We start from the raw sequence: 15,723 nt of genomic DNA, 5'->3' as shown, positions 1-15,723 counted from the left end.
GCGGCCCCTCCACTTCCCTGATAACCCTTACAAGTGGTTTCAAAGTGTAGCCCCTATAGTAAAATGTGGGGGTCTTTCCCCTTCTGCACGATCAGCGGGAACACCTGCTCATACAATTTCGGATCGCCCACGCCATGAAGCGACTTTTAGCTATCCTGCTTTTCCTCCCATTATTGGCTATAGCTCAACAGCAGCCCAATCAAATACAGCAAGAGTTAGCAAAACTCGCTTGGCAAGATGGACCATCCAAGGGCGTGGTAGGAGCGAACGCGACTATCTCCATCCCGAAAGGCTATGTCTTTTTGGACGGGCCAAATACGCGTAAATTCCTAGAGTTAAACGGCAACCCGCCACAAGATAATAATTACACGATCGCCCCGAACACGCTTCAATGGTTTGCCATCTTTCAATTCGCACCAACGGGATATATAAAAGACGATGAAAAAATCGACCCCGACGAGTTATTGAAAAAACTGAAAGAAAGCGATATTTCAAACAACGAAGAACGAAAGCGATTGAATATGCCAGCCATTTATACCGATGGCTGGGCCAGTTCTCCGCACTATGACATTCAAACAAAAAGGCTTGAATGGGGTACGCAATTACATTCCGCCGATGGAATGAAGAACGTAAACTACACCAGCCGCATTCTTGGCCGCACTGGTGTCATGAGTGTGATTCTCGTTGCAGACCCGGATACGCTAGATCAAGATATACGGGAGTTTAAGCAAACCCTTTCCGGCTTTACCTACAATCCCGGCCAGGCCTATACGGAGTTCAAGAAGGGGGACAAGGTTGCCGAATACGGCCTTGCAGCCCTTATTCTAGGCGGCGCTGCTGCCGTTGCCACCAAGAAGGGATTTTGGGCAATGTTAGTTGGGGCCGTTGCCGCTTTCTGGAAGTTGATTGTCGGTGTCGTGATTGCGGGCTTGGCAGGCATCACTCGCATTTTCAAAAAGAAAAGCTGATGCTGATTTCAACAGAAGCACAACTGCTTATGGCGGTTGTGCTTTTTTACATCTATGATTCGTGCCAATTACTCTTTTCCAATGAGGGAGTAATCACAAAACATAGAAAACGATACACGGCCACCATCGATAAGAATGGATTACTCTTAATGGGCAAAAGGCTATATATCCCGAATCTTCTGCTTCCATACAAACCCATCTACAAATTATCGTGGAACCCGGAAGACATCGCGCAAGCACCATCATTTGATTGGGACTCAGAAAAACCGCTGTATTTATGGTTTATCTTTCCGGCCTACGGCATGGCCCTCTCCCTTTTCGTCATTACGCCAGCCGTTTACTATCTCTCCGGCTTAGATAAGGATTTGTTATGGTGCCTTGTCCTTATCTATTATTTTTCCATCGTTGTCGGCGTCGGCCTTTACCTCTATCGCAAGCCATTAGGCTTGAGTAACAAGAAAGCCCTCTCTGTATTTCTTGAATGTCTGTTTTGCCCGCCGCTTGCCATGAACATCGTTCGCAAATTATCACTATTAAGGCCAATGCAAGACAATTTTGCTCAATCGGCCTTTCAGCTTTTGGAGCAAGAGCAATGGGAAGAATTGCGGAATGATCTTATTGCGTACATTGACGGCGAAATAGAAGAAACGGACGCGGAAGACAAGATTGCTCGACTGAATCAATCAAAAGAGCAGCTTTTAGGGATGAACAAATAATGTCTGGTTATGAAATTGTTATCGTTGTGATCTGCCTGTTTGTTGGCTATTGGGCTATGTCAAAAGTCATGGGTTCAAAAGACAAGCCACAACAAACCGCCAGCGACAAAACGGAAAACAACTCCAAGCCCAACGAACCGCCGCCAAATACCAACAAGCAAGAACAATGGTGGGAAATTCTCAAGATCGACCGCAATGCGCCAATAGAGCAGATACAAATTGCCTATAAGCAGCAAATCCAGCAATATCACCCGGACAAGGTGAATAGCCTTGGCGAAGAACTACGGAAGTTAGCGGAGGAAAAATCCAAAGCGATCAATATGGCGTATCAGGAGGGGTTGAAAGAAAGAGGGCAATGAAAACCTAAGAACTGGCGTGGTCAAGACGGTAAACCGCATAGCCGGTTCATATGGTAGTTTTTGCATGATGCTAGGCGGCATCATGGAGAAAGAGTTTGACTACATCAGTAACCCAATTTATATGTTTTGCGATAAAAACAAAAGTACCGCCGAGCAGCGACTAACCGAGTGGAAGAAAGAAACCCATTTCGCAACACAGTAACTGCAATAAAGTACAAAAAAGCCACTGACTTCGGGCGGCCGAGGACGGGCCGAATAACTTCAACGATACGATTGAGAAAGACAAACTACGTTTTTACCAACACAAAGAGAAACCCCGGGCAACGAGCATGCTGCCCGGGGTAAAGTTTGAATTATTCTCCTGTTGATCTGTCCAATTTCGCTGCCCAACCCGCCAAGGTTGAGGTTCGGGCCGCATGCCGCCAAGCATACGGTTCGGCTATCACTACACGGAGCCGCCAAGCTCCTTCCCATAGGCCTTTCGACCTGAGGATCACACACATTTCGACTGATGGCAGCTTTGGCTCGCTTCGACCTTGACTGATTAGGTCTCGCCCGTCGCTCAAACGCTACTTGCCGCCGCTCCCCCGCTTGCGCTCATCTTCTCCAGTGCCACCCAGAGCAAGAGCCGTCAGCGGTTCCCACGTTATTTCATCGCGTCAGACCCACGATTTCGGATACGGAATGTCCAAGTCCTAGCATCGCATACGCTTCAGGGCATTGCCCCTTTCGGCCTACGATGTTCCATAGATTGGCTTACCGGCCAGAACTCTTCTGCCACTCATCACGCCATCTAGCGCGTATCCAAGGTTCTTGACCCAGATGCCTGACTCACACAGGCAATTACAGGCTTAAGCTATCCAGAGACCTACGCATTTCCGCGTAGTGCCGAGCAGTCCAGGTTTCCCCTCGTGCCCCTGCGCCATTTCTGACGCCTCATCAGCCCACCTGCCGGGATCGGGTTGCGCCGTTCTGTTTCCGAACGCCCCCCGATGCGGATTTGCACCGCTTCACGATGAACAGGGTCGATCCGCATTGCTGCGGCGCCCGTGTCCGTGTCGCCCAACACCTTCCCTCAGCGTTACCACCGTTGGGATTGGGTCGAAGGAAACGTGTCCGTTTCCAGCGCCCGTTACAACCGCACCAGCCAGCGTTACCCGGCATGCAGCTATGTCAGTCTACGAAGAATTGGCGATTCTTCGCGTGGGGTTTCCCCCAGTGTGTGTTTGCAGTTTGGCGCCTGCCTGCTGACCCCTGGCCCTGGCCCACGTTTTGTCATCGCGGTTTCAGTCAAGGGTCACTAGGCAGGCACCTAGCGTGCGAATTCGCCGCGACCTTCGCCCGGCTCCTTGCCCTATCTGCAAAGTGCTGTCCTGTTCCGTATAGCGTTTTCTGCAGGAACATCATTATGTGCCGCACGGTTTCACCAAATCACACCACAAACTCAGCGCCATTCTGCATTTCGCGCGCCGAGACTCTCGCTCTCGACTTGCTCGTTCCTATACATGTTGACCCCCCTTCGACAGGAGACTCGACATGGCAACCGCCAGTACCCCTATCGCCCGCAGCAAATCCGCCGCTCTGGCTCGCGTTCTGGATAGCCTTCCCAAGGGCTACGATCGCTACTTGGTCGGCACCGTCCCAGCAGCCAAAGCCACTGCCCTAGCAAGCAAATTCCATCGCCTCTACGAGATTGGCTGCACGCCGGCTCGGCGAGTGACCAGAAAAGCCCGTGGGCAAGCCAATTGCCTACTCATCATGTACTGGCCCACGACAGGGGCCGAGAATGACGTCGAGACGGACGCCGAAGCCACGGCCAGAACCACCGCCGCGCGGGTAGATTGGCTGATCCTGGCAACCGACGGTGACGGACTGGAAGCCGAGGCTCGGAACCTGCACCAGATCGACGGCCGAGGCCGCCTCGTCTGGCTAGGCTACGAATTGGTCAAACGCCCCGAACGTGGTCGGACAGCATGGACCTGGCGGCGAACCAAGGCCGAAATGGAAGACCTGCACAACCTACTCGCCCGACAGATCAATTTGCGCCTCCACAACGCCGTAGGCCAGACCTTGGCCCGGATCGCCCGCCAGCCAGGCTTTCACGGAGTCCGGGAGCAGTCCTGGCGACTGTGCCAATTCGCCCGATCCAAGGGCTACGCGGGCGAACTACCAACCCTGTACTACCTCCCCAAGATCAGCCATGGAGAACGGCTGATCCTGCCCGGCGTGTAACGCGCTTTTTACGCACTTTTTCCTATACCATTAACGGCCCGATATCAGGCCGCAACCGCGCCTAGGCTCGGTGGAGTGAGGCACTAGCAAAAAGTATCGAGGACACAACTAATTTTCCACCACCCCGGCGCTCCAATGGGAGCGCGTCGATGTCCTCGACTCCATATTCAAACACCCCATCGACCTTGACGGTCGAGCGTTTTTTGATGCCTTTGGGTAAGGCTTATGCAATGATTACCGTGAACTACCATGAGCCTGGCAATCTATGTGGTTCAGATTTGGAGCAGTTGGGCTTCGATATGCTCGATACCCTACTGCGGGATTCACCGTTTGACCAGTGGGAGAAGTGAGTATGAATGTTGCGTTGTATGCACGGGTCAGCACCGTGCGGCAGGCCGAGGCTGACTTGTCCATCCCAGATCAACTGACGCAGATGAGAGCGTGGTGCCGGGAAAACGGCCACACCGTGGTTGCCGAATACGTGGAACCGGGCGCCTCAGGCACAGATGACCGGCGCCCCGTATTCCAGAAGATGATGGACGCGGCAACCACAAAGCCATATCCCTACGAAGCCATCATCGTGCACTCGCACTCCCGGTTCTTCCGCAACGCTCGTCTCTACGTTTTCTACGACCTCAAGCTCGAAAGAGCGGGCACTCGCGTCATCTCGATAACCCAGCCGACTGGGGACAACCCCGAAGGCGAGCTGGTACGGTATATCCTGACATTTGCCGACCAACAGAACTCCGCCGAGAACAGTAAACACACGAGCCGCGCCATGCGAGAGAACGCCCGCCGGGGCTTCTTCAATGGCTCGCGCCCACCTTTCGGCTATAAGGCTGTGGAAACAGAGGTGGTGGGGCATAAGGGCCGCAAACGTAGGCGCCTTGAAATCGACGAGCGCGAAGCCCTGGTCGTCAAGAAAATCTATGACCTGTATCTTCACGGGCAAGAGGGCAACCCGATGGGCCTGAAAACTATCGTCAAACACCTGAACGAGGCTGGAATACTCATGCGTGGACGCCCCTGGCAGATCCAGAAACTGAATGCCGTGCTGGCCGACGATACTTACAGGGGCGAGTTTCGCTTCAACATGCGGGATTCCCGTACCGGGCAGCTTCGTCCAGAAAGCGAGTGGATTCGCACGCCGGTTGCCCCCATCGTGGACGAAGCCACGTTCGACGCCGCCCGCCGTATCCGTGAAGCCCGAGATCCACACAAGAAGGGTGGCACGGCGCAGCACGTCACCAGTCCGACCTTGCTGGCCGGACTCATCAAGTGCGATGGCTGCAATATCAGCATGACGCAAGCCAGCGGCAAGGGTGGCAAGTACCGGTACTACAAATGTACCCACAAAATGGTCAAGGCCGCCGATTGCACCACGCCCAACTTGCCGCTGAGCCAGATGGACAAACTTGTCCTGAGCCACCTGGTGGATAAGGTACTGACCCCGCAGCGTGTAACAGCTATCCTGAAAATTTGGCTGACAAAGCAGGCCAGGAAAGCCAGCGCCACGGAGGGCACGGTGCAGCAGCTGGAGAAAGCACGGAAGAAGGCCGACGACGGCCTAAACAATCTCTATAAAGGCGTCGAAGAGGGTATTCTGTCGCTGGACTCTATGCTGCAAAGCCGCGTCAATCGCCTGAAGGACGAGCGTGAACGCATCCTACAAGAGATAGCGCTGGCCAAGCGGGAACTACCATCGCCCAAGCGGGTATCACCGAAGCAGGTGGAGTATGTCTGCGCCCGGATGCGCGAGATGCTGCTGAACCCGGAACTGGGCTTTAGCAAGCAACTGTTGCGGATGCTAGTGACGGAAATCCGGGTCAGGCCAGGCGTGGCGGAACTATCTGGCAGCGCAGCGGCGCTGGAGGCCACCATATCCGGGCTACAAGCTGAAGCTGGGATACAAGTGCCCAGCCTCATACGTGATTGGCGCGCCCGACAGGAATCGAACCTGTATCAAGAGCTTCGGAAACTCTCATTCTATCCATTGAACTACGGGCGCAGGGGTCGCTATTGTAGCGTGTTTACGAAGGGCGTACGGGCGGGCCCGGCCGGCATGCGCCCGGCGGGCCCCGCGGCACGTCCGCCGCGCAGGCGGCGCGGGTAATCTGCACTGTAACGGCAGTCTCGGTATAATCGCAGCTTTGGGTGGTGAACAAGCACATCTAGACGGTGCTGGCCTTCTGTCTTCAAACCTTGACAAAAAATACTCGGGCGCAACAACAAGCCCAGGAATCACGTACACGCAGGATTCATCATGAACAACACTGAAGAGCACGTCGACGAACACGCAGAGGAAAGCGAGGGCCTCATCAAGACCCCCAAACAGCTCCTCATCACCGTCATTCTGGCGTTCCTGATTCCCATCGTCGTGCTCATCATGCTGGCCCACCTGGTAGCCGCCGGCGAACAGACCGGCGCGGGCTCCGACGCCCTGCAGCCCAAGGCCATCGAGGCCCGCATCAAGCCCGTGGCAAGCCTGGACCTGGTCGACGCCAACGCTCCCAAGGTCTACAAGACCGGCCAGCAAGTATTCGAATCCACCTGTACCGCGTGCCATACGGCCGGCGTGGCCGGCGCCCCCAAGATCGGCAATCACGATGCCTGGGCCCCGTTCATCAAGACCGGCTACGAGGAAATGATCAAGAATGCCATCCACGGCATCAAGGCCATGCCGCCCAAGGGCGGCAACCCCTCGCTGAGCGACTATGAAGTAGCGCGCGCCGTGGCCTACATGGCCAACAAGTCGGGCGCCTCGTTCAAGGAACCGCCTGCTCCGGCCCCTGCCAAGCCCGCCGCAGCCGCCCAGGCCGCCGCTCCCGCAGTAGCCGCCGCGGCACCGGCCGCAGCGCCTGCGCCCGCCCCGGCTGCTGCCGCTCCGCAAGCCCCGGCGGCACAGCCCAAGGCCGCCGCCGCTGCTCCCGCCGCGGCAGAAAAGGTCGATCTCGCCGAAGGCGAAAAACTCTACAAGTCGGTGTGCTTCGCCTGCCACGCGGCCGGTGTCATGGGCGCCCCCAAGTATGGCGACAAGGCCTCCTGGGCGCCGTTCATCAAGACCGGCCTCGACACCATGGTGCAAAACGCCATACACGGCGTGGGCCCCATGCCTCCCCGCGGCGGCTCGCAAGCCACCGATGCGCAAATGCGCGATGCCGTCTCCTACATGGTGCAAGCCGCCAAGTAATCCGGTCCTGTCCGCGCGGCAAGGCCGCATGGCAGAAGAAACAAAGAGCCGACATGCGATGCATGTCGGCTCTTTGTTATGGCTCTTTGCTTTCGGCCCCAGCCTGGAGCCCGGCGCCGCGATCACATCATCACATCAATTCATGACGCTGCATACCGCCTCGGCGCGCAGGGACAGGCCCAGCTGCACGCGGCGCTGCAGCCAGAGGCTGCTGCGATAGCGGTCGTCGCCCGTCACACGATACATATTGCGCAGTATCTCCAGCACCTGGGCGGCCCCCAGGGCGTCGCCCATGGACAGCGGGCCGCCGCGCGGGTAGCCCAGGCCGAGCGACACGGCCAGGTCTATGTCCTGAGGCGTGGCGATGGCTTGCTGGGCGATGTCGGCGGCCACATTGATGATGGCGGCGACAATGCGCTGGCCCACGAAGCCGGCCGAATCGTCGATGACAGACACGGGCGTCCCGTCCGAGGCCAGCAAGGCATGCGCCGCATCGCGCCATTGCGCCTCGGTAACGGGCGAGCACATGAGCACGCGGCGCTTGCCTTGTTCCAGGCCGAAGAAGGTGTCCAGCGCGACGGTCCGGGCGCCGTCGAGCTGATGGGCGGCGACCACCGTGGAGGTGTCTTCGCCATAGGGCGTAACCACGATCAGGGCATCGGCGGGTGGATGATCGCTGGCCACCACCGAGGCGCCCAGATCCTTGAACAGTGCGGCGGCGCGCTTGTGCCCCAGGGAATGATAGGGCGCGAGCCATACTTTCAGGCCGGCCTTGGCTGCCGGCACCGGCGTATCGGCGGGAACTTGCTTCTTGCCTTCCGGATAGGTGTAGAAGCCCTCGCCCACCTTGCGGCCCACCAGCTTGCCGGCCAGGCGCACCGCCGTGATCGGCGAGGGGCGGAAACGCGGTTCGTCGTAGAACTGGCGGTAGATCGATTCCATCACGGGATGCGAAACGTCCAGCGCGGTCAGGTCCAATAGTTCGAAGGGGCCCATCCGGAAACCGGCCTGGTCGCGCATGATTTCATCGACGCGATGGAAGGGCGCGACGGCCTCCTGGGCCACGCGCAATCCCTCGATGTTCATGCCGCGCCCGGCATGGTTGACGATAAAGCCCGGCATGTCCTTGGCCCGCACCGGCGTGTGCCCCATGGTGCGCGCCAGCGCCATGAGCGCATCGCCGACGGCCGGCTCGGTGCGCAGGCCGTCGATGATCTCGACCACCTTCATCAGCGGCACCGGATTGAAGAAGTGATAGCCCGCCACCCGCCCGGGCCTGACGCAGACCGCGGCGATGGCGGTGACCGACAGCGAAGATGTGTTGGTGACCAGCAGGCAGGTCTCCGAGACAATGGTCTCGAGCTTCTGGAACAATTCGCGCTTGACGTCGAGCCGTTCGACAACCGCCTCGATCACCAGGTCCGCCGCGCTCATGGCCTGCAAGTCGGCGCAAGGACGCACATGCTGCAGGGCCGCGGCAGCCGCCTCGGCGCTGATCTTGCCCTTGGCCACCAGCTTGCCCCAGACCTGCTGCAGGCTGTCGCGCGCAGCGGCCACGGCGTCCTGGCTCAGGTCGAACAGCAGCACATCCAGGCCCGCCTGGGCGGCGATCTGGGCAATGCCCCGGCCCATGGCGCCTGCGCCGACGATGCCTATGGTTTGTATGCTTTTCATGAACATTTCCTCCGGACTCCCCGTCCGCAAGCGGCACGGGCTCTATTGATGATAATCGGTTCGGGCGGCGGCACGGGTGACGGTCGGGCCGCGCAGGTCGCATCGCGTAGGCCGGGCCGCATGGATCGCGCCGCGCCACACAACCGGGCCGTCGGGGCTGGCCGGCTCCCTGGTATGAACCCGGCGGCCGGCCCGCAGCCACGGTCTCAACCCGTGAATTCGCGGATCTCGTCTTCGGACATGCCCAGGCGCTCGCGCAGCACCTGCGCGGTGTGCTCGCCGAGCAGGGGCGCGGCATGGCGATAGGTTACGGGGCTGCCCGACAGGCGCATGGGGCTCGCGCCCACCGGCGCCTGGCCGGCGCTGCCATGCGGCAGCGACATTTTCATGCCGCGCGCCTGCACCTGCGGATCCTGGTACACCTGGTCTATGGTATTGATGGGACCGCCGGGGACACCCGCCCGCTCCAGCTCGGCCAGCCAGTGGTCGCGCGCCCGGGTCTTCATGATTTCGGACAGGATGGGAATGAGTTCGTCGCGATTGACGACCCGGCCCGGGTTGGTGCGGAAGCGCTCGTCCTGCGCCAGGTCGGGACGCTCGATCACCTTGCAATAGGCGCGAAACTGCGAATCGTTGCCCACCGCCACGATCAGGTGGCCGTCGCTGGCGGCGAACACCTGGTACGGCACCAGGTTCTGGTGGGCATTGCCGGCGCGGCGCGGCGCCTTGCCGGAGGTCATGAAATTCAGGTTCTGGTTGGCCAGCATGGCGACCTGGCAGTCCAGCAGCGCCATGTCGATATGCTGCCCCAGGCCGCTGCGGGAGCGTTCGTGCAAGGCGGCCAGGATCGCCACGGTGGAATACATGCCGGTCATCAGGTCGGCCACCGCCACGCCGGCCTTTTGCGGGCCGCCCCCGGGCAAATCGTCGCGCTCGCCGGTGATGCTCATCAGGCCGCCCATGCCCTGCATCAGGAAATCGTAGCCGGGACGGCTGGCGTAGGGGCCGGTCTGCCCGAAACCCGTGATCGAACAATAGATCAGCGCCGGGTTGAGTTCCTTGACACTGTCGTAATCCAGGCCGTACTTGCGCAGGCCGCCCACCTTGAAGTTCTCGACCAGGATATCGCTCTGGCGCACCAGCGCACGCACCAGATCGGCGCCACGCTCGCTGGCGATATCCACGGCCACCGACAGCTTGTTGCGGTTGGCCGAGGCATAGTAGGCCGCCTCCGTGGTGTCTTGCCCCTGCTGGTCCTTGACGTAGGGGGGGCCCCAGGCACGGGTGTCGTCGCCCGTGCCGGGACGCTCTACCTTGATGACCTCGGCGCCGAGATCGGCAAGATTCTGGGTACACCAGGGGCCGGCAAGCACGCGGCTGAGATCGAGGACACGGATGCCGGTCAATGGGGCGGGACGCAAAGACATGATGGATTTTTAGGTTTATGGATCCGGCTGGCGGACAAGCATGACAATGACGGGAAACAGCTATTGTGCCCCAAGTTGAGGCCCGGAGCCCAGGGCGGGCGCCCATGCTGCGGACGCACCCAGGCGCCAGCGGGCCGTAACAGCTACCATACCGCTGATGCCGGCCCAGAAACAGGAGATACCGTCCATGCCCCACCCCCTGGTCGAACAACTCTATCGCGACCTCACCCTGCCCGTCATTGCAGCGCCTATGTTCATCGTCTCGGGCCCCGAGCTGGTGATTGCGCAATGCGCCAGCGGCATAGTCGGCGCCATGCCGGCGCTCAATGCAAGGCCGCAAAGCCTGCTGGCGCAATGGCTGGAACAGATAAACGCCGGCCTGGCCGCATTGCGCAAGTCCAACCCGCAGCGCCCGCCCGCGCCCTACGCCATCAACCACATCATTCACCAGTCCAACGACCGCCTGCAGGACGATCTCGCCGTCTGCGCCGAACACAAGGTGCCGATCATCATCACCAGCCTGAGGGCTCCCGGCGACATCGTGGACAAGGTCCACGCCTGGGGCGGCAAGGTATTCCATGACGTCACCACCCTGCGCCACGCGCGCAAGGCGCTGGAGGCCGGCGTCGACGGCCTGATACTGGTGTGTTCGGGCGCCGGCGGCCACGCCGGCACCCTCAGCCCCTTTGCGCTGCTGGGCGAAGTGCGCAAGATCTTCGACGGCCCCATCGCCCTGTCGGGCGCCATTTCCCGCGGCCAGGACATCCTCGCCGCGCGAGCCATGGGCGCCGACTTCGCCTACGTGGGCACGCGCTTCATCGCCAGCACCGAGGCGCGCGCGCAGGAAGCCTACAAGAACATGCTGGTGCACTCGCAGGCCAGCGATATTCTCTATACGCCTTTTTTCACCGGCATACCGGGCAACTACCTGAAGCCCAGCATCGCCGCCGCCGGGCTCGATCCGGAAAATCTACCCACGCCCCAGTCCGCGGCCACCAACTTCGGCACCACGCGCAGCAAGCCCTGGAAAGACATCTGGGGCGCCGGCCAAGGCGTCGGAAACATCGACAGCATCGAAGACACCGCACACATCGTCGCCACCCTGCGGCAGGAATACTTGCAGGGCTGCATGTCGCTGCAGGATGCCTTTGCAAAGCCGTAGGCTGGCGGCGCCCATCCATTCAGGGCCTGGGAGCCTCTACGAGCGGCCGGGTATATGCGCGGCCGGCAAAATGCTCCTGCAGAAAGTCCAGAAATATCTTCACCCGGGGCGCAGGTACGCGCCCCGGCGGATAAAGCGCGTACATCATGTCGGTAGCAGCGGGCTGATAATCCGCCAGCAATCGCACCAGCCTTCCTGCCTGGATGTCTGCGCCAATATGGAACTCGGCCAAGCGCACGACCCCTACGCCCTCGAGCGCCATCGAGCGCAATAATTCCCCTTGATCGGCACCTACATTCCCACGGATGTTAATGGTCTGCAATCGATCTCCCTCCAGAAATTTCCATGCATTCCAGTGTGTGCGCACCGTGAAATTCAGACAGCGATGCGCCAACAGATCTGCGGGCAGTACCGGCATTCCATATTCGCGCAAATAGGCGGGCGCCGCGGCAATCACCCAATTCCGCAGGAACAACGGCTTACCCACCAAAGACAGCTCGGAAGGCGGCCCGCTGTGTATCGCCACGTCAATGCCTCTATCCATGAAATTCCCCCGGTCGGTGCCGATGATGAATTTCATGCCCAGCTTCGGATATTTTTTTAAAAAACCGGGCAGCAAGGGCACTAGCTGATATTTCGCGAAGGTCAGGGATGTATGGACATGCAGAACGCCGGCAACGTCGGACCCGTCAGCAGCGATCGAATTTTCAACTTCTTCCAGCGTGTCGGCCACACGCTGGGCCCCCGCACGAAATGTCTGTCCTTCCTGGGTAAGGCGAATGGACCCCGCTATCCGGTCGAACAACCTCACTTGCAAGCGTTCTTCGATGCGCGCGATGATCTTGCTCACCGCCGACGGTGAGCGCGACAGCTTGCGGCCCGCGGCTGAAAAACTGCCCTCTTCGGCTACGCATAGAAAGACCGTCATTTCAGCGAACTTGTCCATCAGCAGAACCTGTGAATGAAATTCATAGAGGCTGTTCTGCGGCGGCGCTGGCCGCCAACCACCTCCAACTGTAGACTGGTTTTACTGAATTTGGCCCACAAAGTACAGAAGCCAAGCCCGTAAACCATCACGCCCGAAAAGGCCCGACTGGAGATTGGAAAATGAGCAAAACGGTCCGTATCGGATCCGGCGCTGCGTGGTGGGGGGACCGCGTCGAACCTGCCGCAATCAACGCCCGCGACGGAGAACTGGATTATCTATGTTTCGAAACCATGGCCGAAGCCACGGTTTCCGCGGCTCAGGTCCGCAGCCGCCGCGACCCCTCATTTCCCGGCTACGACACTTATCTCGACGATCGCATGCGCGCGGTGCTCTCTCAATGCATGAGCAAAGGTACGCGCATTATCTCCAACCAAGGATGGATTAATCCGGACGGCGCTGCCAAGCGCATTGTGGAGCTATTGCGAGAATATGGTATCGACGGCGTAAAGGTGGCCTCCGTCAACGGCAGCCTGATCACCGACCGCGTACTTGAACTGACCGATCGAATACTGGAAAACGGTGAACCTACCAGTACTCTTTCCCCCACACTGATTTCCGCGGAAGCCTACCTGGGCGCCGAACCGATCGTCGAAGCCCTTGAAGCGGGTGCAAGAATCGTAGTTACCGGACGGGTAGCCGACCCTTCCATCTTCATGGCCCCCATGATGTACGAATTCGGCTGGGATCCGCTGGATCATGAACGCCTGGGGGCAGGCAACGGTATAGGCCACCTGCTCGAATGCGGAGCCCAGGTTACCGGCGGATATTTCTCCGATCCCGGCTTCAAAGATGTGCCCGAGCCATGGAACTTTGGCTTCCCCATTGCAGAAGTCCAGTCCGACGGAAGTGTCGTACTTACAAAAGCGCCAGGCACCGGAGGCGCCGTAACGCTGCAGACCGTCAAGGAACAGATGCTGTATGAAGTACATGATCCTGCCAACTACATTACGCCGGATGTAATCGTAGACTTCACCACGGCCAGGATCGAGGAAATCGGGCCGAACCGCGTACGCGTGACCAATATCGGCGGCAAGCCGCGCACTCCGACTCTCAAGGTTTCCATCGGCTGCACAGAAGGATTCATAGGCGAAGACATGTTCTTCTACGCCGGCCCCGGCGCACTACGGCGTGCTCAGCTAGCCAAACGCGTGCTTGAAGAGCGCTTCAAAATCGTCAAGCTGCAGGCAGATGAATACCGCGTTGATTTCTTGGGCTTGAATGCCATTCACGGGGCCGCCACCCCCGCTAATGCCCCCGAACCCTACGAGATCGCAGTGCGTGTCGCGGCACGCACACGCACTCGCGAGGAAGCGGCCAAAATCGGGCGCGAGGTGGACGGGATGGCCGTCTCGGGCATCGCCCACACCGGCAAACGGGTGCCGCACCAAGAGCGCACCCGCGAGATCATAGGGGTTTGGTCATCTCTTGTTCCACGCGACAAAGTGCCCGCCTCAATAACCTATTTCGAGAGTTGACCATGCAAGTATTACTCCAGCATCTGGCCCACACGCGCTCTGGGGACAAAGGCAATACCTCCAACATTTCTGTATTCGCCTACCAGCCAGCGTTTTATGAATTGCTCAAATCGCAACTTACGGCCGAACGCTTCAAGGATTTTTACGGCGGCGCCATCACCGGACAAGTGCTGCGTTATGAAGTAGACAACTTGCAAGCCCTGAATTTCGTCGCACATGGGGCCCTGGGCGGCGGCGTGTCACGCAGCCTTTGCCTGGACAATTACGGCAAGGCATTGTCGGCAGCCATATTGGGCTTCCCCATGGAAGTTCCCGAGCCGCTGCTGCCCCAATTGCGAGGACAACACCTGCTGGCGGCCATGTGACACCGGCCGACCGACAACATTCCAACTACATTCCCTCAAGCAACTGACTACCGCCAAATAAGGAGACAAATTCATGTTGAAACGCTGGCATGCATTGGCATTGTGTGTGGGCATGGTCGGAGCGCTGGCATCGACGCCCGGCTACGCTGCGTATCCAGACCACCCGGTAACTATCGTGGTTCCTTATCCTCCGGGAGGCACCACCGATATCCTGGCCAGACTCATATCGGACAAGCTCGGCAAAAGCCTTGGCCAGACATTCATCATCCAGAACAAGCCAGGCGCAGGAGGGCAAATCGGCAGCCAATTCGTAGCGCATGCCAAGCCCGACGGGTACACGCTGGTCATGGGCACGATCAATACGCACGGCATCAACGCCGCGCTATACAAGAAGCTGCCCTACCGGACTATAGAAGACTTCTCGCCGGTGACCATCGTCGCCGCCACACCAAATGTGCTGATCGCGAACAAGAAGGCCCCCTTCAAGACCTTCAAGGAATTTCTCGCCTATGCGCACCAGCATCCCGGCGCCATCAGCTTTGGCTCGACCAGCACCGGCGGCAGCCCCCATATGTCGGGAGAATTGTTAAAGGCCGAAGCCGGGATCGACATCGTGCATGTCCCCTATCAAGGCGGCGGCCCGATGCTCAATGCCGTGATCGGAGGCCAGATTCCGGTGGGTTTCGACAATTTGCCGTCTTCGGCGGGGCATATCAAATCGGGCAGTGTGCGAGCATTGGCGGTAACCACCAGTGCCCGTTCGCCGGATTTCCCAGATATCCCCACGATTGCCGAGTCCGGGGTCAAGGGTTATGAAGTTTCCGCCTGGTTTGGCATACTCGCTCCCGCCCATACCCCCGCGCCGGTGGTAGACAAACTCAACAAGGCCATCGTCGCTATACTCAAAGAACCGGATGTCGCCAAGAGATTCCAATCCCTGGGCGCCAATCCGGTAGGTGACACTCCGCAGGATTTCGCGGCGCGGATAAAGGCCGAAGTGGCAAAATGGCAAGAAGTGGTGCGCAAGAACAAGATGCAACAACTCTGAGGCGGAATTCAGGGCGCTGCAACACGGTTTTCGGCGCAAACCCGATGTGCCGATGGGCCCGTGCCAGCGCCCGCTTGATCCAGATTTCCGTGTTCGAAGCCTTGCGTCTTCGACTCTTG

At 59.0% G+C, this 15,723-nt stretch carries 13 protein-coding genes, 1 tRNA gene and 1 pseudogene; 11 read left to right on the top strand and 4 right to left on the bottom strand.

Annotated features, from left to right (window positions below):
• The first annotated feature begins 134 nt into the window (after window positions 1–134).
• The 6 genes and pseudogenes from KVP10_RS12360 to KVP10_RS21600 all read left to right on the top strand — a co-directional run.
• Entirely contained in the window at window positions 135–968 is an 834-nt protein-coding gene (locus tag KVP10_RS12360; RefSeq protein ID WP_217964887.1) for a DUF2167 domain-containing protein, read from the top strand.
• Window positions 968–1,684 (top strand): hypothetical protein, encoded by a 717-nt coding sequence (locus KVP10_RS12355; protein ID WP_217964886.1) that lies wholly within the window; start codon window positions 968–970, stop codon window positions 1,682–1,684. The genes KVP10_RS12360 and KVP10_RS12355 overlap by 1 nt, the downstream gene beginning before the upstream one ends.
• The gene (locus KVP10_RS12350) at window positions 1,684–2,043 is read left to right on the top strand and encodes a J domain-containing protein (RefSeq protein ID WP_217964885.1); all 360 of its coding nucleotides are present in this window, start codon (window positions 1,684–1,686) and stop codon (window positions 2,041–2,043) included. The genes KVP10_RS12355 and KVP10_RS12350 overlap by 1 nt, the downstream gene beginning before the upstream one ends.
• 1,536 nt (window positions 2,044–3,579) lie before the next feature.
• Complete coding sequence (locus KVP10_RS12345) at window positions 3,580–4,275, top strand: hypothetical protein (protein WP_217964884.1); 696 nt, start codon at window positions 3,580–3,582, stop codon at window positions 4,273–4,275.
• Window positions 4,276–4,424: 149 nt separating this feature from the next.
• On the top strand, window positions 4,425–4,625 hold the full coding sequence (locus tag KVP10_RS12340; protein ID WP_217964883.1) for a hypothetical protein: 201 nt from the start codon (window positions 4,425–4,427) through the stop codon (window positions 4,623–4,625).
• A gap of 2 nt (window positions 4,626–4,627) precedes the next feature.
• Window positions 4,628–5,647: pseudogene (locus KVP10_RS21600) on the top strand (recombinase family protein); the annotation flags it as partial.
• Window positions 5,648–6,208: 561 nt separating this feature from the next.
• Here the strand turns inward: KVP10_RS21600 and KVP10_RS12325 are convergent.
• A tRNA-Arg gene (locus tag KVP10_RS12325) sits at window positions 6,209–6,283 on the bottom strand.
• Window positions 6,284–6,538: 255 nt separating this feature from the next.
• Between KVP10_RS12325 and KVP10_RS12320 the strand changes: the two genes are divergently transcribed.
• The gene (locus tag KVP10_RS12320) at window positions 6,539–7,465 is read left to right on the top strand and encodes a c-type cytochrome (protein ID WP_217964882.1); all 927 of its coding nucleotides are present in this window, start codon (window positions 6,539–6,541) and stop codon (window positions 7,463–7,465) included.
• A 135-nt stretch (window positions 7,466–7,600) separates the two neighbouring features.
• Here KVP10_RS12320 and KVP10_RS12315 read toward each other — a convergent pair whose 3' ends face one another.
• Window positions 7,601–9,139 (bottom strand): 3-hydroxyacyl-CoA dehydrogenase, encoded by a 1,539-nt coding sequence (locus tag KVP10_RS12315; protein WP_217964881.1) that lies wholly within the window; start codon window positions 9,137–9,139, stop codon window positions 7,601–7,603.
• Between the two features lie 206 nt (window positions 9,140–9,345).
• Entirely contained in the window at window positions 9,346–10,566 is a 1,221-nt protein-coding gene (locus KVP10_RS12310) for a CaiB/BaiF CoA transferase family protein (RefSeq protein ID WP_217964880.1), read from the bottom strand.
• Between the two features lie 187 nt (window positions 10,567–10,753).
• Here KVP10_RS12310 and KVP10_RS12305 point away from each other — a divergent pair, with 187 nt between their 5' ends.
• Complete coding sequence (locus tag KVP10_RS12305; protein WP_217964879.1) at window positions 10,754–11,728, top strand: NAD(P)H-dependent flavin oxidoreductase; 975 nt, start codon at window positions 10,754–10,756, stop codon at window positions 11,726–11,728.
• 19 nt (window positions 11,729–11,747) lie between these two features.
• On the opposite strand, the gene KVP10_RS12300 is transcribed toward KVP10_RS12305, so the two are convergent.
• Complete coding sequence (locus KVP10_RS12300; protein ID WP_217964878.1) at window positions 11,748–12,674, bottom strand: LysR family transcriptional regulator; 927 nt, start codon at window positions 12,672–12,674, stop codon at window positions 11,748–11,750.
• Window positions 12,675–12,835: 161 nt separating this feature from the next.
• Between KVP10_RS12300 and KVP10_RS12295 the strand changes: the two genes are divergently transcribed.
• From KVP10_RS12295 to KVP10_RS12285, 3 genes are all read left to right on the top strand, one after another.
• Window positions 12,836–14,191 carry an acyclic terpene utilization AtuA family protein gene (locus KVP10_RS12295; RefSeq protein ID WP_217964877.1) on the top strand — a complete coding sequence of 452 codons (1,356 nt, stop codon included), beginning with the start codon at window positions 12,836–12,838 and terminating at the stop codon, window positions 14,189–14,191.
• A gap of 2 nt (window positions 14,192–14,193) precedes the next feature.
• Window positions 14,194–14,556, top strand: coding sequence for an AtuA-related protein (locus KVP10_RS12290; protein ID WP_217964876.1), 363 nt, complete (start codon window positions 14,194–14,196; stop codon window positions 14,554–14,556).
• Between the two features lie 73 nt (window positions 14,557–14,629).
• The gene (locus tag KVP10_RS12285) at window positions 14,630–15,604 is read left to right on the top strand and encodes a Bug family tripartite tricarboxylate transporter substrate binding protein (protein ID WP_217964875.1); all 975 of its coding nucleotides are present in this window, start codon (window positions 14,630–14,632) and stop codon (window positions 15,602–15,604) included.
• The last annotated feature ends 119 nt before the right edge of the window (window positions 15,605–15,723 follow it).

The sequence above is a fragment of the Candidimonas humi genome (genome assembly GCF_019166065.1).
In the GTDB taxonomy this organism is placed as follows: Bacteria; Pseudomonadota; Gammaproteobacteria; order Burkholderiales; family Burkholderiaceae_B; genus Candidimonas; species Candidimonas humi.
This window is presented reverse-complemented; position numbering and strand designations above follow the sequence as displayed.